Source organism: Citrobacter sp. Cpo071 (genome assembly GCF_030332765.1).
GTDB classification, from domain to species: domain Bacteria; phylum Pseudomonadota; class Gammaproteobacteria; order Enterobacterales; family Enterobacteriaceae; genus Citrobacter; species Citrobacter portucalensis.
Genome location: NZ_JAOWHE010000080.1, coordinates 219,884 through 244,867 on the forward strand (window position 1 = coordinate 219,884; position 24,984 = coordinate 244,867).

Here is a 24,984-nt window from a genome sequence, read left to right on the forward strand (position 1 = left end):
TCCTTAAAACCTGACATTTAAATCGAAAGCGAGGGAGATATTCCGCTCACGTTTACCGTCATAGGGGCGTTTATCCCAAATCAGCATCACCCCGCCATCTACGACGTTGTTCCATTTAAGCCGTTGGCCGTATCCCACCTGGACGATAGCACCTGCATCTTCACCTTGCTGCCAGTAGCCACCTACGCCTGCCAGGCCTTGCTGCGTCCAGACGGTATCATAGTGGCGGTAAAGAACCTGCTCTGCGCTCAGGCCAGGGACAACCGAAAAATCACTCTTCGGGTTGTAATACGGAACATTTTCTTTGGTGTTGGTGCTCCCGCCGATACCCGGCGTAAAGTCCAGCGTGAAGCGCGGCGTGGTCCACATGCGCTCTTTTCCGCTGAGTCCATATTCGATGCGATCGTTACCGTCCGAGAAATGTGATGCAGCAAACGACAGTTGATATTCACGTCGTTCGTTTTGATACCAGCGAACAAACATATCGCCGCCGTTGGCATACACGCCACTACGCAGCGCGCGCAACGGGGTATTGCGAGAGAGGCGCTCGGCCGACCCACCAACGCGCCAGTTGTCATTAAAGTCATGCCAGCCGGATAGACGCCCGCCAATCTTCTGACCATCGCCATAATTTCGGCCAGACACTTCCATTTCCGCCCAGTAATCACGGGAAGTCCATTCTGCCCCCGCCGCCAGATCGCGGCTGATGCCCTTCCCTTCCTCAAATTCACCGGTAGCAAAGTTGAATCCGGTAAACAGTCGCCAGTTGTCATTAATCGGCGGACTGTAAATAGCCGTGTTGATGTTGAAGTCATTCTTACCGCTGACCGGGCTATCGGACGAGATCCCCTGCGTACCGCTAATGCGCACTTCCGACATTTTGTGGACATCACGAATACGCGCGAGGCGCAGCGTCGCTTCATCATCCGGGCTACGGGCAATAACGTCATCCGTCAGTTCATCTGCCTGTTTCCACTCCTGAAGATCCAGTGCAACGTAAGCCTGCTGACGTTCCAGCTCCAGGTTGCTTGGCTCAATGACTTCCGCCAGCTTAAGCTCTTTCTCCGCCGCATGCGGCAATCCACGCGCTTCAAGCACAGAGGCATAAGATATGCGCAGTCCCTGGTTACCAGAGCCTGTTCGTGCCAGATGCTCTGCGAGCTTTTCTGCCTCTGGCAGTTCATTGGCAGCGATATGATATTGCGTCAGTAGCGACTGTCCGAGCAGCCAGTTATCGTTAGGCTGCGGCGTTGGCGAGCCATAGATACGCCGCAGATACGGACTCTCTTTGATCAAATCATCGACTTGTTTTTTGGCAGCATCGAAGTTTTCATTATCAATGTGCGCGTAGAACAGATCTTGTTGATCCTCAGGACTGAGTGGCGTCACCGGGATAGGTCCATTCGGGTAGTAAATGCTCGCCAGCATCGCTTCGGTCTTTTCCGGCTGACGTTCGCTTAACCATGCTGATGCCACCCAGCGTTTTGCATAGTTTGGTACTTCGCCGCTTGCAGAAAGGGACTCATACTCATCAATCACTTCGGCAGTACGCTTACGCACCAACAAGGCACCCATACGGTCAATTCTCGCCCGACGGACATCATTCTGCGCAGACGGCTCATCTTTCCAGGCCGCCAACAGTTGGTCATAACGGGCCAGCGCTTTATCGGCCACGATAAAACGTTCTTCTTCATTACGTGCGGACGTATAAGAGGAGCGTACCATTTCAGCCGCCGCATCAAGCTCAAGACGGCGCTTCACTGGATCAGCCGTGGGAACGACCTCCGCCATATTTAAAGCGGGTCCGGAAACACGGTTCGCCGACAGCGCAGATAGCAGCGTGGATTTTGCATTTTTATTGCCTGGATCAACATCATCCGCCTGGCTGGCAACCAACAGTGCATCCCAGTTTTTCCCCTGAGAATGATACACATAGGCAAGCAGTGCGTCGGAGTCTGCTCCCGGATGCGCCTGCGCCCATTTATTCGCTTCAGTAAGGGCTTGTTGGTTGTAGCGCGCATCTGCCAACGTCATTATCCAGCCGGTGCGTACATCCACGTTATCAGGCTCTTCCTGTAAAACGCTTTCCCACACCGCCAATGAATCATTCCAGTTTTTCTGGTTACGGTACGCACGTGCAGCGGCGACTTTGCCGCGCGCAGGCACATCCATCTGCCCACGATACCGCTGCCAGATTTGAATGGTTGTTTTATCGTTGTTCTCAACCCAACCAGAAACTTGCAGCCAGTCGGCAACCTGATTTGGCGTTAGCGCACTTTTCTTTCCCTGATCCTCAAGGTAGCGCAATAGCGGCGCACTATTCCCCCCCCGCGCTTCAATAACCAAAGCATCATAATCTGATACCGCAGCAGAGATTTGCATAGGGAAAAGAATGCTTGCCGTAAATAAACAGCTTACAGACTTAAAACGTTTAATGAAGTTGGCATGTCGACGCATACTGAACATATCTGCCCTTATATCTTACATCAGAGTAAAAATAAGCGTTTTCAATAAGTTACGGTCAATCCCTGACAGTTGCCGACCATGTAAGATGCACTGCCGCTTATTTCGTAATAGGGTTATGAAGCAATTAATTCTTTCGTCTTATTGACTACCCGCACCGCGTCCTCTAATCGTTGGACAGGAGGCATAAACTCGGGAATTTTATCACTCCATGTAGTTCGTGGCTACGCAATAAGAAAAGTCTTAGGCAAAAAAGTATTTTAGACTAAATAATCCTAATACTCTTGGGATTGAATTCTGGATTTAAACAAAGTTTGCCCGGTGACATCATGTGACGATGCTTACTATTGCTGGTTAGCATAGCTACACCGCGCAACTGTTTGCATGGTAACTATTTTGAGAGGTGAATAGAGAAAAATCTGATAATAGGCTCTCTGCTAACAACAAAATATAACTTAATTTTTAGGGCTCAAACAGGGCTAATGAAATGAAAATAAGGGTACAGGCGCAAGAAGAATTAGATACAGTAACAATGCGTTGAAATCAAACAACTTTATTTATCATTTTTCGAAACCTACCATAATTGGTATTTGGAAACTCAATCAAATACGTGCGTGAATAATTGTGTATTACTCTACCTGTTAATATATTTACCAACCTTGCGTACTATTGACAATATCAACCACAATCAATTATTTCCCCTTACAATATGCAAGCCTATTTGCATTACAAGCAACTGATAGAAGCATAATTTTTTGCACTTACCTTCCCCTCAGTCTTTCAGGTAATCTGGGCAAAGACGCCAATGGGAGCCGGTCAATGAAAATCGTTAACGCAGAAGAAAAGCACATCCCCGCCATACGCGATATCTATGCACATCATGTTCTTCACGGTACCGGCAGCTTTGAAACCGACCCGCCGGATGCACACGAGATGCTTGCTCGTCTGGAAAAAATCCGCAGCCTCGGGCTGCCGTGGGTCGTCGCTCTGCAGGAAGATAAGGTCATCGGGTATTGCTACCTCACCCGCTACCGCGAGCGCTATGCCTACCGCTATACCCTTGAGGATTCGATTTATATTGCTCCAACGGCTCAGCGTCAGGGTGTAGGAAAAGCCTTACTGCGTCATGTGATTGGCTGGGCTGAAGCACAGGGTTATCGGCAACTGATTGCCATCGTCGGCGACAGCAATAATCAGGGATCGTTAAAAGTCCATCAGCAGGCCGGATTTACGCAAATCGGCACACTGAAAAACATTGGCTTCAAACATGGGCTATGGCTCGACACGGTATTGCTACAACGTAATCTGGGTGAAGGTAACAGCACGCTGCCACCGGATTCCGGTGTCGCTATCTAACGTTTTTAAGGATTAACTACAGGGAGAGAATTTTGGAGCGGGCGAAGGGAATCGAACCCTCGTATAGAGCTTGGGAAGCTCTCGTTCTACCATTGAACTACGCCCGCATCGAAGTGCGTAAGGGATTATAAACCTTACGCTCTTCTTGGCAAGGGACTAACCGACTGACTGGCGATTAATTCACCGTCAGCATTTTGGTTTACTGCCCTGCGGCGGTAAATAACGCAGCGGATCGATAGCCGTCGCCCGGTAGCGGATTTGGAAATGCAGCCGCACCGTAGTCGCATCCGAGCTGCCCATCGTCGCGATTTTCTGCCCGGCCTTCACGTTTTGACCGTTGTTCACCAGCATGGTGTCATTATGCGCATACGCAGTGATGTAGTCCTCACTGTGCTTAATCATGATGAGATTACCATAGCCCCGCAGCTGATTACCGACGTAAACCACCTTCCCGGCTCCGGCGGCATAAATCGGTGTACCGCGCGCAGCCGAGATATCAATGCCTTTATTGCCGCCGTCCGCGGTTGAATAAGGCAGGATCACCTTACCGCTGGCAGGCCACTGCCAGCAACGTTGCCCTACCGGAGGCCATGAAGACTGCGGTACGGACGAAGACGGTCTGGCCGCTGCCGTTTTGGTTGAGGATTTCTTGGTTGTTTTGCCAGAGTTAGAACTGGTTTTCGCGCCACCGCTGACCTTCAGTTTTTGCCCTACTTCAATGGTATAGGGCGGTGAAATATTATTCAGGCGGGCGATCTCTTTCACGCTGGTCCCGGTAGCGCGCGAAATACGGTATAGCGTATCCCCCCGCTTCACGGTATACACGGAGCCGGAATAACTTCCTGTATCAGACGACTTGCTCCCGGAACACCCTGCTAACAGCAGACCGACACAAAGCAACATCACGATACCCAGGCCATTTTTCTTCAGGCGTCCTGCACTCAAAACAATACCTCGCAACATTTTCAGACGCTTTATCATAGCAGCCAGACACCGGATGCCAAATCATATCGCGCAACGAATCGTCGGCCCTGGCATTTCACACCCTCTGTTAATCAATCTGACTTAATTAAGCATATAATATGGGTGCTTAAGATTGATGGTGGACGCTATGCGACAGGAACATGTCATTTTATTGAATGAGCAGGACCAACCCTGCGGAACGCTGGAAAAATATGCGGCGCATACCGCCACAACTCCCCTGCATTCCGCTTTCTCGTGCTGGATATTTAACGAGCAGGGCCAACTGCTGGTCACCCGCCGCTCGCTGCACAAAAAAGCCTGGCCAGGTGTCTGGACCAACTCTGTCTGCGGTCACCCGCAGTTGGGTGAAACCCACGAAGCCGCTATTGTTCGCCGGGCTCGCTTCGAACTGGGTGCAGACATCGACTTGCTCAGCCCCGTATACGCTGACTTTCGTTATCGCGCTACAGACCCGAGTGGAATAGTTGAAAACGAAGTATGCCCGGTTTATGCCGCACATATCGTGAGTCCGCTACAGCTAAACCCAGATGAAGTGATGGATTGCCAGTGGAGCAGTCTTGAGGATGTCTTAAGCGGGATTGACGCGACGCCGTGGGCTTTTAGCCCGTGGATGGTAATGCAGGTTGCAGACAAAGAAGCGCGTGCGCTGTTGCGGAATTACTGCCAACAAATTATTGCCTGATGGCGCTACGCTTATCTGGCCTACATAACGAATCGTAGGCCGGATAAGGCGTCAGCCGCCATCCGGCATTTCACATCTTACTTAACCGGGCGCATCGCCGGGAACAGGATCACGTCGCGGATAGTGTGGCTGTTGGTGAACAGCATAACCATACGGTCGATACCAATGCCCAGACCCGCAGTCGGCGGCAGACCGTGTTCCAGAGCGGTAACGTAGTCCTCGTCATAGAACATTGCTTCGTCATCACCCGCATCTTTAGCGTTAACCTGATCCTGGAAGCGCTGCGCCTGATCTTCCGCGTCGTTCAGCTCGCTGAAACCGTTACCGATTTCACGTCCGCCGATGAAGAATTCGAAGCGGTCAGTGATTTCCGGGTTTTCGTCATTACGACGCGCCAGCGGAGAAACTTCTGCCGGGTACTCGGTAATGAAGGTCGGTTGAATCAGGTGCGCTTCCGCAACTTCTTCAAAGATCTCGGTCACGATACGGCCCAGACCCCAGCTCTTCTCAACTTTGATGCCGATAGATTCAGCAATCGCTTTTGCAGAGTCGAAGTTATCCAGATCGGCCATGTTGGTTTCCGGACGGTATTTCTGAATCGCTTCACGCATGGTCAGTTTTTCGAACGGCTTACCGAAGTCGAAGACTTCTTCACCGTAAGGCACTTCAGTCGTTCCCAGAACGTTCTGCGCCAGCGTACGGAACAGCGATTCGGTCAGTTCGATCAGATCTTTGTAGTCCGCATAAGCCATGTAGAGTTCCATCATGGTGAACTCTGGGTTATGGCGAACAGAGATGCCTTCGTTACGGAAGTTACGGTTAATTTCGAACACGCGTTCGAAGCCGCCAACCACCAGACGCTTGAGGTACAGTTCCGGCGCGATACGCAGGTACATGTCCAGATCCAGCGCGTTATGATGAGTGATAAACGGACGCGCTGCCGCACCGCCAGGGATCACCTGCATCATCGGGGTTTCTACTTCCATAAAGCCACGAGCAACCATGAACTGACGGATGCCAGCCATAATCTGTGAACGCACTTTAAAGGTATTGCGGGATTCATCGTTAGAGATGAGATCCAGGTAACGTTGACGATAGCGCGCTTCCTGATCCTGCAGACCGTGGAATTTGTCCGGCAGCGGGCGCAGCGCTTTGGTCAGCAGACGCAGTTCGGTACAGTGAATAGACAACTCACCGGTCTTGGTCTTGAACAACTTACCTTTCGCGCCGAGGATATCGCCCAGATCCCATTTTTTGAACTGCTCGTTGTAGACGCCTTCCGGCAGGTCATCGCGAGCAACGTACAGCTGAATGCGGCCGCCAACATCCTGCAGCGTAACGAATGATGCTTTACCCATAATACGACGGGTCATCATACGGCCAGCAACGGATACCTCAATGTTCAGCGCTTCCAGCTCTTCGTTTTCTTTTGCGTCGAAGTCAGCATGCAGTTGGTCTGAGGTATGATCGCGACGGAAATCGTTCGGGAACGGGATCCCCTGCTCACGCAGGCTCGCCAGCTTCTCACGGCGCGTTTTCAGTTCATTGTTAAGGTCGGCTACCGCGTCAGCGCCCTGTACGTGTTGTTCAGACATGTTGGTTCCTCATAACCCTGCTTTCAAACTTGCTTCGATAAATTGATCCAGGCTGCCATCCAGCACCGCCTGCGTGTTACGGGTTTCAACCCCGGTACGCAGATCTTTGATGCGGGAGTCATCAAGGACATAAGAACGGATCTGGCTACCCCAGCCGATATCTGACTTGTTGTCTTCCATCGCCTGTTTCTCGGCATTCTTCTTCTGCATTTCCAGTTCATAAAGCTTCGCTTTCATCTGCTTCATGGCCTGGTCTTTGTTCTTGTGCTGGGAACGGTCGTTCTGACACTGCGTCACAATCCCGGTCGGGATGTGGGTAATACGCACCGCAGATTCCGTACGGTTAACGTGCTGACCACCCGCACCGGAGGCACGGTAAACGTCAATACGCAGATCCGCCGGGTTGATATCGATATCAATATCATCATCAACTTCCGGATAAACAAACGCAGAACTGAACGACGTATGGCGACGTCCGCCGGAGTCGAACGGACTCTTACGAACCAGACGGTGTACGCCGGTTTCAGTACGCAGCCAACCGTACGCATATTCGCCAGCAATTCTGATGGTTACGGATTTAATACCCGCCACTTCACCTTCAGACTCTTCAATAATTTCAGTCTTAAAGCCGCGCGCTTCAGCCCAACGCAGATACATGCGCATCAGCATGCTTGCCCAGTCCTGCGCTTCCGTACCGCCAGAACCTGCCTGAATATCGAGATAGCAATCTGCGCTGTCATATTCACCGGAGAACATACGACGGAATTCCAGCTGGGCCAGCTTATCTTCCAGCGTGTCGAGTTCTGCTACGGCTTCGTTAAAGGTTTCTTCGTCGTCGGCTTCTACAGCCAGTTCCAGCAGGCCGGAGACATCTTCCAGGCCCTGGCTCATCTGATCGAGCGTATCAACGATGGCTTCAAGAGAAGAACGCTCTTTACCCAGCGCCTGCGCGCGTTCGGGTTCGTTCCATACGTCCGGCTGTTCCAGCTCGGCGTTTACTTCTTCCAGACGCTCTTTCTTGGCATCATAGTCAAAGATACCCCCTAAGAACGTCAGAGCGCTCCGTGAGGTCCTGAATGCGGTTATTTACCGGATTAATTTCAAACATTGTCTGATTTCTTTTATTGGACTAGTCAAAATGCGGTGATAAGAGCGGGATTGTAACTAATCCACGCCCTTTTTTATAGCGATTAGTGACGCTAAAGTGGCCAGATATTGTCGATTATAATCTGCAAACTACGGTTGCCGCGAAACTCGTTAATATCCAGTTTGTAGGCAAGCTGAACTTCGCGCACGCCGTTGTCCGGCCAGCAGGTGGTATCGACGTTAAACGCAATACCGTCCAGCAGTGGGCCGCCGCCAACAGGCTCGACCATCACCTTCAGATGACGCTCGCCGACCAGACGCTGCTGTAGCAAACGGAAATGTCCGTCAAACAGCGGTTCCGGGAACATTTGTCCCCACGGTCCGGCATCGCGCAGCATCTGTGCGACTTCCATGGTCATCTCAGACGCGTTCAGTGGGCCATCCGACACCACTTCACCTTGCAGTAAGGCGGGATCCAACCACTCGGTTACCAGTTCACCAAAACGCTGCTGGAAAAGCTCAAACTGTGCCTCTTCAAGCGATAAGCCCGCAGCCATGGCGTGACCGCCAAACTTGAGGATCATGCCCGGATAAAGGGTGTCCAGGCGCTCCAGCGCATCGCGCATGTGCAGCCCCTGAATCGAACGCCCGGAGCCTTTAAGAGTACCGTCACCTGCCGGGGCAAACGCTATCACCGGGCGATGGAATCGCTCTTTAATACGCGATGCCAGAATCCCCACAACGCCCTGATGCCACTCGGGATGATACATTGCCAGGCCGCCCGGAAGCGTATCGCTATTGCGTTCCAGCTTTTCACACAGGGTCAGCGCTTCGGCCTGCATACCCTGCTCAATTTCTTTGCGCGTCTGGTTGAGTGCGTCCAGCTCATTGGCCAGCACGCGCGCTTCACCAATGTTGTCGCACAGCAACAGCGCTACGCCAACGGACATATCGTCCAGACGCCCCGCCGCATTCAGCCGTGGCCCGAGGGCAAAACCTAAATCACTGGCTGCCAGCTTTAGGGGGTCGCGATTGGAAATCTCCAGCAGCGCTTTAATACCTGGGCGGCATTTTCCGGCGCGGATACGGCTTAAGCCTTGCCACGTCAGAATGCGGTTATTGGCATCCAACGGGACCACGTCCGCCACCGTGCCAAGCGCAACCAGATCGAGCAAATCCGCCAGGTTCGGCGGTGCAATGCCTCGCTCATCAAACCAGCCTTTATCACGCAGGAAAGTGCGCAGCGCCAGCATCAGATAGAAGGCTACACCAACGCCTGCCAGCGATTTCGACGGGAACTCACAGTCGTGCAGGTTAGGATTGATGATCGCCTCTGCGCCCGGCAGCGTATCCCCTGGCAGGTGGTGATCGGTCACAACGACCGGGATCCCCAACGTTCTGGCATGTTCGACACCCGTGTGAGACGAGATGCCGTTGTCTACGGTAACAATCAGCTGAGCACCACGGGCATGGGCCTGATCAACGACTTCCGGGCTTAAACCATAACCGTCCTCAAAACGATTTGGCACCAGGTAGTCAACGTTACTGCAGCCCAACGCGCGCATCGCCAGGATGCTTAGCGCCGTGCTGGTCGCGCCATCGGCATCGAAATCGCCGACAACGATGATACGAGTTCCCGCACGAAAGGCGTTGTAGAGGATCTCAACCGCCTTTTCCACACCGTTTAAATGCTGCCACGGCAGCATTCCTTTGACGCTACGCTCAAGCTCCTGCGCGCTACGTACACCGCGACTGGCGTATAAACGACGCAACAATGGCGGCAAGTCATCAGGCAGCTCGGCTGTCTCGTCGGCTTCACGCCGACGAAGTTGTATCTGTTGTTTCACGCGAATTATTTACCGCTGGTCTGTTTTGCATGTGCGTCGAGGAATTCTTTCATCTCTTTCGGGCCCTGATAACCAGGTACGACATAGCCATTGCTCAGCACAATCGCCGGTGTACCGCTGACGCCAAACTGTACGCCCAGCGCATAGTGGTTAGCGATATCCACATCACAGGTCGCCGCTTTCACGCCCTTGCCAGTCATCGCGTCGTCAAAGGCTTTGTTTTTGTCCTTAGCACACCAGATAGACTTCATGTCCTGCTCAGCCTGGCTGTCCAGCCCCTGACGTGGGAAGGCCAGATAACGAACGGTGATCCCCAACGCATTGTAATCTTTCATCTCTTCATGCAGCTTGTGGCAGTAACCACAAGTGATGTCGGTGAAAACGGTAATGACGTGTTTTTCCTGCGGCGCTTTGTAGATGATCATCTCTTTTTCCAGCGCGTTCAGATGCTTCATCAGCAGTTGGTTGGTGACATTCACCGGACTTGCGCCGCTCACGTCGTACATCGGTCCCTGAATAATATGTTTACCGTCTTCAGTTACGTACAGCACGCCGCTATTGGTCAGTACGGTTTTCATGCCCGCAACCGGAGCAGGTTGAATCTCGGTGCTCTGCACACCCAGCTTTGCTAATGACTGACGAATTGCCGCGTCGTCTGCATGTACCATGCCGGAAAACGCCGTCGCCAGAAGGGTGAACATCATAAAACGTTTTTTCATAGCCTATCCTATCCTGTCAGCACTCACGCTCGCGGGTGATGCTGTTGATGTAGTTGCCGCAAGCGCTCCGTTGCGACATGAGTATAAATTTGCGTTGTCGAGAGATCGCTATGCCCCAGTAGCATCTGCACCACGCGCAGGTCTGCGCCATGGTTAAGCAGATGCGTGGCAAACGCGTGCCGCAGGACATGCGGTGACAGCTTTTCGCTGTCAATTCCCGCCAACACAGCATAATGTTTGATACGATGCCAGAAGGTCTGACGGGTCATCTGTTGCGCCCGCTGACTAGGAAACAGCACATCAATCGATACACCGTTGAGCAACCATGGACGCCCATGCTCCAGGTAAGTTTCCAGCCAGTACACAGCCTCCTCACCCAACGGGACAAGGCGCTCTTTGTTACCTTTACCGATCACCCGTACCACACCCTGACGCAGGCTGACGTCACTCATCGTCAGTCCTACCAGTTCAGACACGCGCAGGCCTGTTGCATACAGCACTTCCAGCATGGCTTTGTCGCGTAGCTCCAGCGGTTGCTCAATAAGCGGCGCTTGTAGCAGCCGCTCAACCTGCGCTTCGCTGAGATCTTTAGGCAGGCGCTGCGGAAGTTTAGGTGATGCAAGCGAGGCGCTGGGGTCATCTTCGCGATATTTTTCGCGGTACAGATGCTGAAAAAAACGTCGCGTCGCACTGAGCAAACGTGCGGAACTGGTGGCTTTATACCCTCCATCCATCCGCTCAGCCAGCAAGGCTTGCAGATCATCACTTTGCGCGGTCGCAAGCGAAGCGCCGCGGTGATGTAACCACTCCACAAGCATGGTCAGATCGCGACGATACGCACTTAATGTGTTTTCCGCCAGATTTCGTTCCAGCCACAGGGCATCAAGAAACTGCTCGATGCGCGCCAGATCCTGTTCCACTCGCGCCCCTTATTCCACTCTCATTTTTGATGCATTATGCCTCATTGTGCCGTGAATGCGGCGATTCTGTTACACTACCCGCAACGCTACAGCAGAATTGAGATGTTTACGTCATGAACATGGGTCTTTTTTACGGTTCCAGCACCTGCTACACCGAAATGGCAGCAGAAAAAATCCGCGATATCCTGGGTCCCGAACTGGTGACACTGCACAACCTCAAAGACGATTCCCCGACCCTAATGGAGCAATATGACGTGCTCATTTTGGGCATCCCAACCTGGGATTTCGGTGAAATTCAGGAGGACTGGGAAGCGGTCTGGGAGCAACTGGACGACCTCAACCTGGAAGGCAAGATTGTCGCGCTTTACGGTATGGGCGATCAGTTGGGATACGGCGAATGGTTCCTGGATGCGTTGGGTATGCTGCACGATAAACTGATCACCAAAGGTGTAAAGTTTGTCGGCTACTGGCCCACAGAAGGCTACGAATTCACCAGCGATAAACCCGTCATTGCTGATGGACAGCTGTTTGTTGGCCTGGCGCTGGATGAGACGAACCAGTACGATCTCAGCGATGAACGCATTCAGGCCTGGTGCGAGCAAATTCTTGGGGAAATGGCCGAGCACTGGTCCTGATAACCGATTTGCCGGATGACGGCGTAAATGCCTTATCCGGCCTGCATGACGCACCTAACTGTTGGCTTTCAAGCTGCGCGCCATCAGGCATGTGTCATGCGTTACCCTTGCTTCGCCTTTTGCAGCATCAACCGTCGTAAATCCCGCCACTCTGCATCATCCATACTGTCTGCTGCCAGCCACAAATGTTGACGTTTTCCGGCATCAGATCGCAAGCGTAGCATCATACCTGTTTTAACCATCCAGGGGGCGCTAACGATAGACCACTCTTGCCCTTGCCAGCGCAGACGGCCATCCATCAATAGCCGAATCTCACCCTGACAGGCGTTGATTCGACGCTGACTGCGAACGCTATCGAACACCACCAGAGAGAGCAAAACCAGCCATAATGGGGTGTAGCTCAATGGCCAGGGCATCAATAAAATAAACACCGCGACCAGCCCATGAATTAGCAGTGAAAGCCACTGCGCGCGCCATGATACGCGTAAATCAGATTGCCACTGGACCACGTTCCCGATTCCGTGTCTGGATAAGTCGCACCATCTGTTCCAGCTGCTCATCAGCTGGTTTCCCATGATTCATCAACCAGTTAAATAAATCTGGATCATCACATTCTAGCAGACGGATGAAGATACGTTTTTCTTCGTCACTTAAGCTGTCATATTCATGTTCAAAAAACGGCATGATCGAGATGTCCAGCTCGCGCATACCGCGGCGGCATGCCCAATGAATACGTGCTTTGTTGTTAATATCCATGTTCTTCTCCCTGTCTCGCGAAAACGAAGTATCCCGCTATTGTAACGTGTTTTTCCCGCTCTTTTTACGGGAATATCAGTAAACTGAAGCTCGCTCGCTAAATAAAACCTTATTAAGCCAAAGGATTCACCAATTTTGGATGTCTCCTCGCAAAGCACAATATATGGCACAAATAGCCTGTTTAAACCGCTTGCAATGGTCCATAGCTCTTTTACCATTAGTCATCATCACTGCGTTAAGCAAATCAGGACATTATTATGGCTTTTACATCTTTTCCTCCTCGCCAGCCTTTTGCGTCAACGCGTTTACCTCTGACGCTAATGACGCTCGATGACTGGGCGCTCGCCACCATCACCGGTGTCGACAGTGAGAAGTATATTCAGGGTCAGGTCACGGCGGATGTCAGCCAGATGACCGAGCATCAGCACCTGTTGGCTGCACATTGTGACGCCAAAGGTAAAATGTGGAGCAACCTGCGTCTGTTCCGCCAGGGTGACGGTTTTGCATGGCTTGAGCGCCGTAGCCTGCGTGATGCGCAGCTCACTGAGCTGAAAAAATACGCGGTCTTCTCGAAGGTGGCGATCGCCCCAGACGACGAGCGCGTCTTGCTGGGCGTAGCGGGATTCCAGGCTCGTGCAGCGCTGGCCAATATCTTCAGCGAATTACCGAACAGTGATAAGCAGGTCATTACCGAAGGTGCCTCCACGGTATTGTGGTTCGAACACCCTGCCGAACGTTTTCTGCTGATCGTTGATGCCACCACAGCAGAAACCTTGGTTGAAAAGCTGCGTGGCGAAGCAGAGTTAAATAACAGCCAGCAGTGGCTGGCGCTGGATATCGAAGCGGGTATCCCCGTTATTGATACAGCCAACAGTGCACAGTTTATTCCACAGGCTACCAATCTGCAGGCTCTGGGCGGGATCAGCTTTAAAAAAGGCTGCTATACCGGTCAGGAAATGGTGGCTCGTGCAAAATTCCGCGGAGCCAACAAACGCGCCATGTGGACTTTGGCGGGTGCCGCCAGTCGGGTACCGGAAGCGGGCGAAGACCTTGAATTAAAAATGGGCGAGAACTGGCGCCGTACTGGTACCGTACTTGCTGCAGTACAACTGGCCGATGGTCAGGTACTGGTGCAGGTTGTGATGAATAACGACATGGAGGCCGACAGCGTGTTCCGCGTCCGTGACGACGCAAAAACGCTGCGTATCGTACCGCTGCCATATTCGTTAGACGAAGAGTAATTGGTCGGCCTGATAAGCGCAGCGCCATTAGGCAATTCGGCACAGGCCGCCGGATTGCGGCGTTGGCTTGTCCGGCCTATAAAATACAGTCCGGGCGAGGCGTTTACGCCGCCCCCGGGGTTGCACTGAATCTATGCGTGTTGCCCCACGTACAGATAGATCGCCAGGAAGTGGCAAACGCTGCCGCCCAGCACAAAACCGTGCCAGATCGCATGGTTATAAGGAATACGCTTACAGACGTAGAAAATTACGCCCAGCGAATACACCACACCGCCAACAGCCAGCAACGTCACGCCTCCCGCCGCCAACTTCACCGCCAGTTGATACACCACAATCAGCGAAAGCCAGCCCATTGTCAGGTAAGTCACCAGCGACAGAATTTTAAACCGGTGTGCGATGGTCAGTTTGAATAAAATACCGAGCAGCGCCAGGCTCCAGATAACAATCATCAACCCACGAGCCAGCGGCGAATCAAGCCCCACCAGCAGAAATGGCGTATAGGTCCCGGCAATCAGCAGATAAATCGCACAGTGGTCGAATTTTTTCAGCCAGACTTTCGCTCTCTGATGGGGGATCGCGTGATACAAGGTTGAGGCGAGGAACAGCAGGATCATGCTGCCGCCGTACAGGCTATAGCTGGTAATCGCCATAGCGCTGGCATTGGTATCCACTGCCTGAACCAGCAACAACACCAGTCCGACAATCCCAAACACCAGCCCGATACCGTGACTGATGCTGTTGGCTATTTCCTCTGCCAGCGAATATCCCTGCGCGATTAATGGCTTCTGAACCATAACTTACTCCCGAGAAACGAACCCTATCGTGATTGCTCCTCTAGCGTAACTGAGAATGGTTCCAGTGAACACCTGTTAGCTAAAATAATTACCAGATAAATATTTACCATTAAAAATCATGGTTTTAGTTTTTAAATTTCAGCTAACATGCGTACTATTAAAATCAAAGGCATTTAAAATCAATCACATAAAATTGCGTCTGATCCGGGTAAATCTCGGCAATGACACGTTTAAGTTCTTCAAGCGTCATGTTTTCCTGCTGGGCATGTTTATCCGTCAGCGTATCCAGCGTGACGGTTGAGGTGCCAACAACCTCAATCGTGCAGAAGTAACCGTCATCTTCGAAGCGCCCAACCCGTAAAATGTCCCCGGCTTTGAAGTGTGATTCAGACTCGTCACGAATAGTGATGGTCTTGCGTCCGGCCAGAATGTCATCCTGGAAACGCTGAAAAAAAGTGATGTCATTTGGCTGCATGTTATTATTCCCTGTAGATGAAGTCTGATGAGTGAGTTTTGCCATTGTGAGTATGTTCTCCCACGCTGCCATCGCCAGTCTCAACAATCTTGAGATGCTGGTCTACAACTATGTCATCAAAAACCGTGACAAAGTCATGTACATGACCATTCGCGAACTGGCCGATGCCGTGGGTGTTTCCACTACCACCGTACTGCGCTTTTGCCGCAAGCTTAAGTGTGAAGGTTACTCAGAATTTCGCGTGCGCTTCAAATTATATTTAGAGCAGAATGAACCGCAACAGGCTAATTTCGGTGCTAGCGAAATTATCAGCTTCTTTAAAGGCGTTAATAACGATGAGTTCGATAATCTGCTCGATCAGGCTGTTGATATTATATTATCTTCCGAGCGTATTATATTCGTTGGGGCGGGAACATCCGGAGCCTTAGCCAAATATGGCGCACGTTTTTTCTCAAACGTTGGAAAATTCAGTAATCACATTGATGACCCTTATTTCCCGGTAACGAATGACATGGCCAGAAACGCGCTGGCGATCGTGCTTTCCGTTTCCGGTGAAACAGAAGAGATCCTGCGTTTTGCCAGCCAGTTCAGCCTGCATAACTGTAAGGTCCTGTCTGTCACCAGTCATGAACATTCGCGGCTGGCCAAATTGGCTGACTTTAATCTCTCCTGGCACGTTCCACAGACGCGCATTGCCGGTGTATACGATATAACTACGCAGATCCCTGTTATTTATATTCTGGAATCACTCGGCCGCAAGTTGGCGAAAAGAATAGCGTAAAAAAAACAATCTGTTTTTTGGATGTAACAAATCACATTAGCGCTATTTTGTTATATCGTGACATTTATCTTTCCTTTGTTAGACTCAAAATCAGATGGTATTAATTTGAGACTGAGCGCAGATGAAAAAACTTACCTTACCAAAAGATTTTTTATGGGGTGGCGCGGTTGCGGCGCACCAGGTTGAAGGCGGCTGGAACAAAGGTGGCAAAGGCCCCAGCATTTGCGATGTACTGACCGGAGGGGCACACGGCGTTCCGCGAGAAATCACTCAGGAAGTTGAGCCCGGTAAGTACTACCCCAACCACGAAGCCGTCGATTTTTACGGTCATTACAAAGAAGACATCAAGCTGTTTGCCGAGATGGGCTTCAAATGCTTCCGTACCTCAATCGCCTGGACCCGTATCTTCCCCAAAGGGGACGAAAGCCAGCCGAATGAAGAAGGGCTAAAGTTCTACGACGACATGTTCGATGAAATGCTGAAGTACAACATCGAACCGGTCATCACCCTTTCCCACTTTGAAATGCCGCTGCACCTGGTTCAACAATACGGTAGCTGGACCAATCGTAAAGTCGTCGATTTCTTTGTCCGATTTGCTGAAGTCGTTTTTGAGCGCTACAAGCACAAGGTCAAATACTGGATGACCTTTAACGAGATCAACAACCAGCGCAACTGGCGCGCACCGCTGTTTGGTTATTGCTGCTCCGGCGTGGTGTATACCGAGCATGAAAACCCGGAAGAAACCATGTACCAGGTGCTGCATCACCAGTTCGTGGCCAGCGCTCTGGCAGTGAAAGCCGCACGTCGCATCAACCCGGAAATGAAAGTCGGCTGCATGCTGGCGATGGTGCCACTTTACCCATTCTCCTGTAAGCCTGAAGATGTGATGTTCGCGCAGGAATCGATGCGTGAGCGCTACGTTTTCACCGACGTTCAACTGCGCGGCTACTATCCATCATATGTACTGAACGAGTGGGAACGCCGCGAATTCAACATCCGAATGGAAGCCGGAGATGAGCAAATCCTGCGTGAAGGCACCTGTGACTATCTCGGATTCAGTTACTACATGACCAACGCGGTAAAAGCGGAAGGCGGCAGCGGCGATGCCATTTCTGGTTTTGAGGGCAGCGTACCGAACCCGCACGTAAAAGCGTCCGACTGGGGCTGGCAGATTGATCCGGTCGGTCTGCGTTACGCCTTATGCGAACTGTATGAGCGCTATCAGAAACCGCTATTTATCGTAGAAAACGGATTTGGTGCCTACGACAAAGTGGAAGAAGACGGCAGCATCAACGACGACTATCGCATCGACTATTTGCGCGCCCACGTTGAAGAGATGATGAAAGCGGTAACCTATGATGGCGTAGACCTGATGGGCTACACTCCGTGGGGCTGCATCGACTGTGTCTCGTTCACCACCGGTCAGTACAGCAAGCGCTACGGCTTTATCTACGTGAACAAACACGACGACGGCACCGGCGATATGTCGCGTTCACGCAAGAAAAGTTTTAACTGGTACAAAGCGGTGATTGCCAGCAACGGCGAGAAACTTTGATTTTTTGCCGGATGGCGGCGTAAACGCCTTATCCAGCCTACAGATTAAATTCCCGTAGGCCGGATAAGCGTAGCGCCAACCGGCGATTAAACCCTACTTCCCGCCAGCCAGTTCCAGAAAACTGCCCGTTACGTACGACGCCTTCTCGCTCAGCAGCCAGGTAATCGCCTGCGCGACCTCCTCCGGTTGTCCGCCGCGCTGCATAGGCAACATCGATTTCACGCGATCGACCCTTCCCGGCTCGCCGCCTGAAGCGTGCATTTCAGTGTAGATAAGACCAGGTCGCACGCAGTTTACGCGGATCCCTTGCGCCGCAACCTCCAGCGCAAGGCCGGTGGTGAGCGTGTCCACAGCGCCTTTTGAGGCCGCGTAATCAACATATTCGAATGGCGCACCAAGCCGCGATGCCACCGAAGACACATTCACAATCGCCCCGCCTTGCCCTCCGTGTTTGAACGACATGCGCTTTACCGCTTCCCGACAACACAAAAAATAGCCGGTAACATTGGTCGCCAGCACGCGGTTAATTCTTTCGGCGGTTAAGCTTTCCACCGTGCTCTGTTCAAACAAAATCCCGGCATTATTCACTAACGCGGTCAGTGGTTCCCCTTCGCGGTCAATGCATTCAAACATTGCCACAACCTGGCTTTCATTGCTGATATCAGCCCGTAGAGCAAACGCCTTTCCCCCGGTAGCGGCAATGGTATTCACCACCTCCGTTGCTGCACGGATATTGTGATGAAAGTTAACCGCAACCGTGTAACCCTCTTGCGCTAACTGCAGCGCGGTTGCCCGCCCGATGCCGCGACTGCCGCCAGTAACCAATGCGATTCCCATGGATACCTCCAGATATGAAAAAGCCGGGAGGCGTCTTCGCCTTACCCGGCCTACAAAAGCTTTACTGCGCGGAAAAGTTACTGATATTCGCTCATCGGCACGCAGGAGCAGAACAGGTTACGGTCACCGTAAACATCATCAAGGCGTTTCACGGTCGGCCAGTATTTGTTCGCCACACCAGCCGGGAAGACGGCGATTTCGCGGCTATAACCGTGATTCCACTCCGCGACCAGCTCGTTTTGCGTGTGCGGTGAGTTAACCAGCGGGTTATCTTCCAGTGACCATTCACCGGCTTTCACGCGATCGATTTCAGCGCGGATTGCCAGCATCGCATTGATAAAGCGATCAAGTTCCACTTTGCTTTCAGATTCAGTCGGTTCAACCATCAGGGTACCCGCGACCGGGAATGACATAGTCGGCGCATGGAAACCGTAATCGATCAGACGCTTGGCAATATCCAGTTCGCTGATGCCGGTCTCTTCTTTCAGTGGGCGAATATCGAGAATGCATTCATGCGCCACGCGACCATCGCGACCGGTATACAGTACCGGATAAGCATCTTTCAGACGGCTGGCAATGTAGTTAGCGTTAAGGATAGCTACCTGGCTTGCCTGCTTCAGACCTTCTGCACCCATCATACGGATGTACATCCAGCTGATTGGCAGAATGGATGCGCTACCGAACGGCGCCGCTGAAACTGCGCCCTGACGGGTGAGCATTCCTTCAATCTGCACTACGCTGTGACCCGGTACAAACGGTGCCAGATGTGATTTGACGCCAATCGGTCCCATACCTGGGCCGCCGCCGCCGTGCGGAATGCAGAATGTTTTATGCAGGTTGAGGTGCGAGACATCTGCGCCGATAAAGCCCGGCGTGGTGATCCCAACCTGAGCGTTCATGTTCGCGCCATCAAGGTAAACCTGGCCGCCAAACTGGTGCACAACGTCGCACACTTCACGGATCGTTTCTTCATACACGCCGTGAGTAGACGGATAGGTCACCATGATGCAGGAGAGATTCGCAGCATGTTGTTCTGCTTTTGCTCGCAGATCGTCCAGGTCGATGTTGCCGTTCTTATCACACGCGACAACCACAACCTGCATCCCCGCCATCTGTGCAGATGCCGGATTGGTGCCGTGGGCAGAAGCCGGGATCAGACAGATATCGCGATGGCCTTCGTTACGGCTTTCGTGATAGTGACGAATCGCCAGCAGACCCGCATACTCGCCCTGCGCGCCGGAGTTCGGCTGCATGCAGACGGCGTCATAACCGGTCAGTTTTACCAGCCACTCGGAAAGCTGGCCGATCATCTGGTGATAACCTTCTGCCTGCTCTGGCGGGCAGAACGGGTGAAGTTCAGCGAATTCCGGCCAGGTGATAGGGATCATCTCGGCGGCAGCGTTCAGCTTCATGGTGCAAGAACCCAGCGGGATCATTGCCTGGTTCAGCGCCAGATCTTTGCGCTCCAGCGAGTGCATGTAGCGCATCATTTCGGTTTCGCTGTGATAGCGATTAAACACCGGATGGCTGAGGATCGCATCGTCACGCAGCATGCTGTCCTGAATGGAACGGCTGTCGAGCGCCACATCTTTATCCAGCGTATCGATATTCAAACCGTGGCTGTCGCCCAGCAGAACATTGAACAACTGCACCACGTTTTCACGGGTGGTGGTTTCATCGAGCGTAATACCTACCGCGTTATGGATATCGCTACGCAGGTTGATTTCTGCCGCTTCGGCACGCGCCAGAACAGCCGCTTTGTCGGCCACTTCAACACACAGAGTGTCGAAGTAGTGCGCATGGCGCAGCTTCAGCCCTTTCTGTTGCAGACCGGCCGCCAGAATATCAGTCAGGCGGTGGATGCGATTAGCGATACGTTTCAGGCCAACCGGACCATGATAAACGGCATACAGGCTGGCGATGTTGGCCAGCAGAACCTGCGAGGTACAGATGTTGGAGTTCGCTTTCTCGCGGCGGATATGCTGCTCGCGAGTCTGCATCGCCATGCGCAGTGCGGTATTGCCCGCCGCATCTTTCGATACGCCGATAATACGGCCTGGCATGGAGCGTTTGAATTCGTCTTTAGCGGCGAAGAATGCCGCGTGTGGGCCGCCGTAACCCATCGGTACGCCGAAGCGTTGCGCAGAGCCGAAAACAATATCCGCGCCCTGTTTGCCCGGCGCAGTCAGCAGTACCAGCGCCATAAAGTCGGCAGCGACACTGACCACAACTTTACGGGATTTCAGCTCGGCAATCAGTTTGCTGTAGTCATGCACTTCACCGGTGGTGCCAACCTGCTGCAACAGCACGCCAAACACATCCTGGTGATCCAGTGCTTTCGCCGCGTCATCAACAATGACGTCAAAGCCAAAGGTTTCTGCACGGGTGCGAACCACGTCCAGCGTTTGCGGGTGAACATCCGCCGCCACAAAGAAACGGTTAGCATTTTTCAGTTTGCTGACACGTTTGGCCATCGCCATGGCTTCAGCAGCCGCAGTGGCTTCGTCCAGCAGAGAAGCAGAAGCCATATCCAGGCCCGTCAGGTCCAGCGTGACCTGTTGGAAGTTCAGCAGAGCTTCCAGTCGTCCCTGGGATACTTCCGGCTGATACGGCGTATATGCGGTGTACCAACCTGGGTTTTCCAGCATGTTACGCAGAATAACCGGTGGCAACTGCACGGCGGTGTAGCCCATGCCAATGTAGGACGTGAAGCGCTTGTTACGCCCGGCGATGGCTTTTAATTCAGCCAGCGCAGCGTATTCGGTCGCCGCCTCGCCCACCTGTGGCGGGGTTGCGAGCTGAATGTCTTTCGGCACAATCTGGCCGATCAGCGCGTTTAACGACTCGGCGCCAACCGCATTCAGCATCTCTTGCTGCTGCGCGGCGTCCGGTCCGATGTGGCGTTCAATGAAAGCGCCGCTGTTTTCAAGCTGGCTTAACGTCTGTGTCATGGGCGATGGTTCCTGAAACGTGCAGTGAATCGTGATTGTCTCTAACTCAATTGCCCGGTGGCGCTGACGCTTACCGGGCCTACATAAAACCGTAGGCCGGATAAACGCAGTGCCATCCGGCACAATCTTATTCGTCTTCCAGTAATGCCTCGTACGCAGTGGCATCCAACAGCGATTCAATTTCGCTTTCATCGCTGGCTTTGATTTTGAAAATCCAGCCGCCCGCATACGGTTCGCTGTTGACCAGTTCCGGGGAGTCGCTGAGCGCATCGTTAACCGCAACAATCTCACCGCCTACTGGCGCATAGATATCGGATGCCGCTTTTACGGACTCCGCAACGGCGCAATCATCGCCCGCGCTGACGGTGGCGCCAACTTCTGGCAGGTCAACGAAAACCATGTCACCTAACAGCTCCTGAGCGTGTTCGGTGATACCAACGGTGTAAGAGCCGTCAGCTTCTTTGCGCAGCCATTCGTGTTCTTTGCTGTATTTCAGTTCTGCAGGTACGTTGCTCATCAATCAATCTCCAAAAAAGGATGAATTACGCGACGGCTTTGCCGTTACGCACAAAAACAGGTTTAGTCACTTTTACCGGCATTTCACGGTTACGGATCTGTACGATCGCAGTCTCACCGATACCCGCAGGCACGCGCGCCAACGCGATGCTGTAACCCAGGGTTGGGGAGAATGTGCCACTGGTGATAATGCCTTCATGCTGGTTGCCAGAAGCATCGGTGAAACGCACCGGCAGTTCATTCCGCAGCACGCCCTTCTCAGTCATCACCAGCCCGACCAGCTGTTCGTGGCCTTTTTCGCGCTGCATTTCCAGTGCTTCACGACCAATAAAGTCGCGGTCGGCAGGTTCCCACGCAATGGTCCAACCCATATTGGCTTCCAGCGGAGAAATCCCTTCGTCCATCTCCTGACCATACAGGTTCATACCCGCTTCCAGACGCAGGGTGTCACGCGCGCCGAGACCACAAGGTTTGACACCAGCCTGTACCAGCGCACGCCAGAAATCAGCCGCTTTTTCATTCGGCATGGCGATTTCATAGCCTGCTTCGCCGGTATAACCGGTGGTTGCGATAAACAAATCACCCGCCTGAACGCCAAAGAACGGCTTCATACCTTCTACCGCATGGCGCTGTTCGTCAGTAAACAACGTGGCTGCTTTTTCCTGCGCGTTTGGCCCCTGCACCGCAATCAGCGACAGGTCGTCACGAACGGTGATGTCGATGGCGTAAGGTTCAGCGTGTTGGGTAATCCAGGATAGGTCTTTTTCGCGGGTGGCGGAGTTTACAACGAGGCGGAAGAAATCTTCAGTGAAGTAGTAGACAATCAGGTCATCTATCACGCCGCCCGAAGCGTTGAGCATCCCGGAGTAGAGGGCTTTACCCGTCTTCGTTAGCTTCGCGACGTCGTTTGCCAGCAGATAACGCAAGAACTCCCGGGTGCGGCTACCGCGCAGGTCGACGATGGTCATATGCGACACATCAAACATTCCGGCGTCGGTGCGAACAGCATGGTGTTCATCGAGCTGAGAACCGTAATGCAGTGGCATCATCCAGCCATGGAAATCGACCATGCGCGCGCCACATAGCGTGTGTTGTTCGTACAAAGGAGTCTGTTGAGCCATCTTTTCCTCGTTGAATAAGCGGGGCTACCAACTCTTTCGCGGTGAAATTTTCGCCACGAAACCCAGCACCGCAGCCGCTCCAGGGGCTACGACGCAAACGTTCTCTTTGTCCTGAACTTACCACCGAAACAGACGCTAAACCATAAGTCAAAATTAACCATCACATTAGCTTATGGCGAAAAACAGCCAGATCACTAACAGAATAAAACTCCATACATATAGCAATCAATCAGAACAACAAACAAAGATAAGCGCAAAATTACAGCATCAATCCACATTAAATGTGGAAAAAATGTCAAAAATGGCGTTATGAAAAAAACGTAATATTAGAAAAACTAATGCGAAAAAAGGCGTGGAATTAGATTATTTCAAATGAGAGAAGCACCCCGGCGCGAAGGCCGGGAGAGGAAAGTGTGACGGGTCTCAAACTCTTAAGATTGTCCTTACGGACACTAACGTAACCACTCGGGAAGATCGTTCAGTCCCATCGCCTGACGGATGAGTTGTGGTTTTACACCCGGGAGGGTATCGGCCAGTTTCAGCCCAATATCGCGTAGCAGTTTTTTCGCCGGATTCTCGCCTGCAAACAGTTCACGGAAACCCTGCATCCCCGCCAGCATCAGCGCTGCGCTGTGCTTACGGCTGCGCTCGTAGCGGCGTAAATAGAGATACTGCCCAATATCTTTGCCCTGACGCTGTAGCCGCTTAAGCTCATCGATCAGTTCCGCCGCATCCATAAAGCCAAGGTTAACCCCCTGACCCGCCAGCGGGTGGATGGTATGCGCCGCATCCCCCACCAGCGCCAGACGATGGGCCGCGAACTGGCGAGCATAACGTCCCGTCAGCGGAAACGCCTGACGTTCGCTTTCAAGGCTGCACAGCCCCAGACGATTATCAAAGGCGATATTCAGCGCCTGATTAAACTCGTCAACGCTTGCCTGCTGCATACGTTCTGCTTCCTGCGGCGAGAGCGACCAGACAATAGAACACAGGTGTGGATCGCTGAGTGGCAGGAATGCCAGGATCCCCTCACCATGAAACGCCTGACGCGCAACCGCACCGTGAGCTTCCTGCGTGCGGATAGTCGCCACCAGCGCATGATGACGGTAGTCCCAGAAGGTGAGCGGAATGTCCGCTTTATTGCGCAGCCAGGAATTAGCACCATCGGCACCGACGACCAGACGCGCCGTCAGCATTGCACCATCTTTGAGGCTCAGAAATGCCTCGTTCTCGCCCCAGGCCACCTGCTGTATTTCAGCTGGCGCCATCAGCGTAATATCCGCTGAACGCTGAGCCTTTTGCCACAGCGCATAATGGATTTCTGAGTTTTCAACGATGTGACCCAAATGGCTGTAGCCCATGCTCTGGTCATCAAATTCAATACGTCCAAAGCTGTCTTTGTCCCAGACTTCCATGCCGTGGTAGCAGCAAGCGCGACGAGCAACAATGTCGGACCAGACGCCAAGACGGGTAAGCAGTTTTTCGCTGGCTGCATTAATGGCCGAAACGCGAAGCTGAGGAGGTGCATCCGCCGCCAACGGCTGCGGAACATGTTGTTCTAATACAGCAACACGCAACCCACTGCCCTGCAGGCCGCAGGCAACCGCCAGTCCCACCATGCCGCCACCAACAATTGCTACATCAACACTTTGCACTGTTTATACCTCGAA

Annotated in this window: 22 protein-coding genes and 1 tRNA gene; 6 read left to right on the forward strand and 17 right to left on the reverse strand. The window is 52.6% G+C overall.

From position 1 onward, the window contains the following. Positions 1 to 3: 3 nt before the first annotated feature. Positions 4 to 2,466, reverse strand: coding sequence for a poly-beta-1,6 N-acetyl-D-glucosamine export porin PgaA (gene pgaA, locus OGY09_RS13020; protein ID WP_057067439.1), 2,463 nt, complete (start codon positions 2,464 to 2,466; stop codon positions 4 to 6). 816 nt (positions 2,467 to 3,282) lie between these two features. Here pgaA and OGY09_RS13025 point away from each other — a divergent pair. Further along, positions 3,283 to 3,819 carry a GNAT family N-acetyltransferase gene (locus tag OGY09_RS13025; protein ID WP_057067440.1) on the forward strand — a complete coding sequence of 179 codons (537 nt, stop codon included), beginning with the start codon at positions 3,283 to 3,285 and terminating at the stop codon, positions 3,817 to 3,819. A 33-nt stretch (positions 3,820 to 3,852) separates the two neighbouring features. Here the strand turns inward: OGY09_RS13025 and OGY09_RS13030 are convergent. Both OGY09_RS13030 and actS read right to left on the reverse strand, forming a co-directional pair. Continuing rightward, positions 3,853 to 3,926 (reverse strand) — tRNA-Gly (locus tag OGY09_RS13030). 79 nt (positions 3,927 to 4,005) lie between these two features. Continuing rightward, a complete protein-coding gene (gene actS / locus OGY09_RS13035; RefSeq protein ID WP_103285965.1) occupies positions 4,006 to 4,764 on the reverse strand; it encodes an amidase activator ActS in 759 nt (252 codons plus the stop codon). Between the two features lie 166 nt (positions 4,765 to 4,930). Here actS and idi point away from each other — a divergent pair, with 166 nt between their 5' ends. After that, complete coding sequence (idi, locus tag OGY09_RS13040) at positions 4,931 to 5,485, forward strand: isopentenyl-diphosphate Delta-isomerase (protein WP_057068486.1); 555 nt, start codon at positions 4,931 to 4,933, stop codon at positions 5,483 to 5,485. A 77-nt stretch (positions 5,486 to 5,562) separates the two neighbouring features. On the opposite strand, the gene lysS is transcribed toward idi, so the two are convergent. The 5 genes from lysS to xerD all read right to left on the reverse strand — a co-directional run bounded on the left by lysS (position 5,563) and on the right by xerD (position 11,652). Beyond that, complete coding sequence (lysS, locus tag OGY09_RS13045; protein ID WP_003026911.1) at positions 5,563 to 7,080, reverse strand: lysine--tRNA ligase; 1,518 nt, start codon at positions 7,078 to 7,080, stop codon at positions 5,563 to 5,565. 9 nt (positions 7,081 to 7,089) lie between these two features. Further along, positions 7,090 to 8,188, reverse strand: a protein-coding gene (prfB, locus tag OGY09_RS13050) for a peptide chain release factor 2 (RefSeq protein ID WP_100194817.1) whose coding sequence is annotated in 2 segments (ribosomal slippage) — positions 7,090 to 8,112 and positions 8,114 to 8,188 — 1,098 coding nt in all. Because the reading frame shifts where the segments join, the coding sequence is not laid out codon by codon here. A gap of 91 nt (positions 8,189 to 8,279) precedes the next feature. Continuing rightward, positions 8,280 to 10,013 carry a single-stranded-DNA-specific exonuclease RecJ gene (gene recJ / locus OGY09_RS13055; RefSeq protein WP_048236719.1) on the reverse strand — a complete coding sequence of 578 codons (1,734 nt, stop codon included), beginning with the start codon at positions 10,011 to 10,013 and terminating at the stop codon, positions 8,280 to 8,282. A gap of 5 nt (positions 10,014 to 10,018) precedes the next feature. After that, positions 10,019 to 10,732 (reverse strand): bifunctional protein-disulfide isomerase/oxidoreductase DsbC, encoded by a 714-nt coding sequence (gene dsbC / locus OGY09_RS13060; protein ID WP_003825520.1) that lies wholly within the window; start codon positions 10,730 to 10,732, stop codon positions 10,019 to 10,021. 23 nt (positions 10,733 to 10,755) lie between these two features. Continuing rightward, a complete protein-coding gene (gene xerD / locus OGY09_RS13065; protein WP_003825519.1) occupies positions 10,756 to 11,652 on the reverse strand; it encodes a site-specific tyrosine recombinase XerD in 897 nt (298 codons plus the stop codon). A 113-nt stretch (positions 11,653 to 11,765) separates the two neighbouring features. On the opposite strand from xerD, the gene fldB reads away from it, so the two are divergent. Next, positions 11,766 to 12,287, forward strand: coding sequence for a flavodoxin FldB (gene fldB, locus OGY09_RS13070; RefSeq protein ID WP_003026933.1), 522 nt, complete (start codon positions 11,766 to 11,768; stop codon positions 12,285 to 12,287). A 101-nt stretch (positions 12,288 to 12,388) separates the two neighbouring features. Here fldB and OGY09_RS13075 read toward each other — a convergent pair whose 3' ends face one another. Together OGY09_RS13075 and sdhE are read right to left on the reverse strand one after the other, a co-directional pair. Then, positions 12,389 to 12,796, reverse strand: a complete 408-nt coding sequence (locus OGY09_RS13075) for a protein YgfX (protein WP_003825515.1) — start codon at positions 12,794 to 12,796, stop codon at positions 12,389 to 12,391. Further along, positions 12,777 to 13,043, reverse strand: a complete 267-nt coding sequence (gene sdhE / locus OGY09_RS13080; RefSeq protein ID WP_003825514.1) for an FAD assembly factor SdhE — start codon at positions 13,041 to 13,043, stop codon at positions 12,777 to 12,779. Before sdhE ends, OGY09_RS13075 begins: the two co-directional genes overlap by 20 nt. 257 nt (positions 13,044 to 13,300) lie before the next feature. On the opposite strand from sdhE, the gene ygfZ reads away from it, so the two are divergent. Beyond that, entirely contained in the window at positions 13,301 to 14,284 is a 984-nt protein-coding gene (gene ygfZ / locus OGY09_RS13085) for a tRNA-modifying protein YgfZ (RefSeq protein ID WP_032944893.1), read from the forward strand. Between the two features lie 131 nt (positions 14,285 to 14,415). Here ygfZ and trhA read toward each other — a convergent pair whose 3' ends face one another. Together trhA and yqfB are read right to left on the reverse strand one after the other, a co-directional pair. Then, positions 14,416 to 15,078 (reverse strand): PAQR family membrane homeostasis protein TrhA, encoded by a 663-nt coding sequence (trhA, locus tag OGY09_RS13090; protein WP_006686898.1) that lies wholly within the window; start codon positions 15,076 to 15,078, stop codon positions 14,416 to 14,418. Between the two features lie 163 nt (positions 15,079 to 15,241). Beyond that, complete coding sequence (gene yqfB, locus OGY09_RS13095; protein WP_008785743.1) at positions 15,242 to 15,553, reverse strand: N(4)-acetylcytidine aminohydrolase; 312 nt, start codon at positions 15,551 to 15,553, stop codon at positions 15,242 to 15,244. Positions 15,554 to 15,605: 52 nt separating this feature from the next. Here yqfB and OGY09_RS13100 point away from each other — a divergent pair, with 52 nt between their 5' ends. Then, positions 15,606 to 16,334, forward strand: a complete 729-nt coding sequence (locus OGY09_RS13100; RefSeq protein ID WP_008785744.1) for a MurR/RpiR family transcriptional regulator — start codon at positions 15,606 to 15,608, stop codon at positions 16,332 to 16,334. Between the two features lie 121 nt (positions 16,335 to 16,455). After that, positions 16,456 to 17,889, forward strand: coding sequence for a 6-phospho-beta-glucosidase BglA (bglA, locus tag OGY09_RS13105; RefSeq protein ID WP_032944895.1), 1,434 nt, complete (start codon positions 16,456 to 16,458; stop codon positions 17,887 to 17,889). 93 nt (positions 17,890 to 17,982) lie between these two features. Here bglA and OGY09_RS13110 read toward each other — a convergent pair whose 3' ends face one another. The 5 genes from OGY09_RS13110 to ubiI form a co-directional block, all read right to left on the reverse strand. Then, complete coding sequence (locus tag OGY09_RS13110) at positions 17,983 to 18,726, reverse strand: SDR family oxidoreductase (protein ID WP_032944898.1); 744 nt, start codon at positions 18,724 to 18,726, stop codon at positions 17,983 to 17,985. 77 nt (positions 18,727 to 18,803) lie between these two features. After that, complete coding sequence (gene gcvP / locus OGY09_RS13115; protein ID WP_003825499.1) at positions 18,804 to 21,677, reverse strand: aminomethyl-transferring glycine dehydrogenase; 2,874 nt, start codon at positions 21,675 to 21,677, stop codon at positions 18,804 to 18,806. A gap of 127 nt (positions 21,678 to 21,804) precedes the next feature. Continuing rightward, positions 21,805 to 22,194 carry a glycine cleavage system protein GcvH gene (gene gcvH / locus OGY09_RS13120; protein ID WP_003026965.1) on the reverse strand — a complete coding sequence of 130 codons (390 nt, stop codon included), beginning with the start codon at positions 22,192 to 22,194 and terminating at the stop codon, positions 21,805 to 21,807. Positions 22,195 to 22,219: 25 nt separating this feature from the next. Further along, positions 22,220 to 23,314, reverse strand: a complete 1,095-nt coding sequence (gcvT, locus tag OGY09_RS13125; RefSeq protein ID WP_048215585.1) for a glycine cleavage system aminomethyltransferase GcvT — start codon at positions 23,312 to 23,314, stop codon at positions 22,220 to 22,222. 452 nt (positions 23,315 to 23,766) lie between these two features. Further along, a complete protein-coding gene (ubiI, locus tag OGY09_RS13130; RefSeq protein WP_008785748.1) occupies positions 23,767 to 24,969 on the reverse strand; it encodes an FAD-dependent 2-octaprenylphenol hydroxylase in 1,203 nt (400 codons plus the stop codon). Between the last annotated feature and the right edge of the window lie 15 nt (positions 24,970 to 24,984).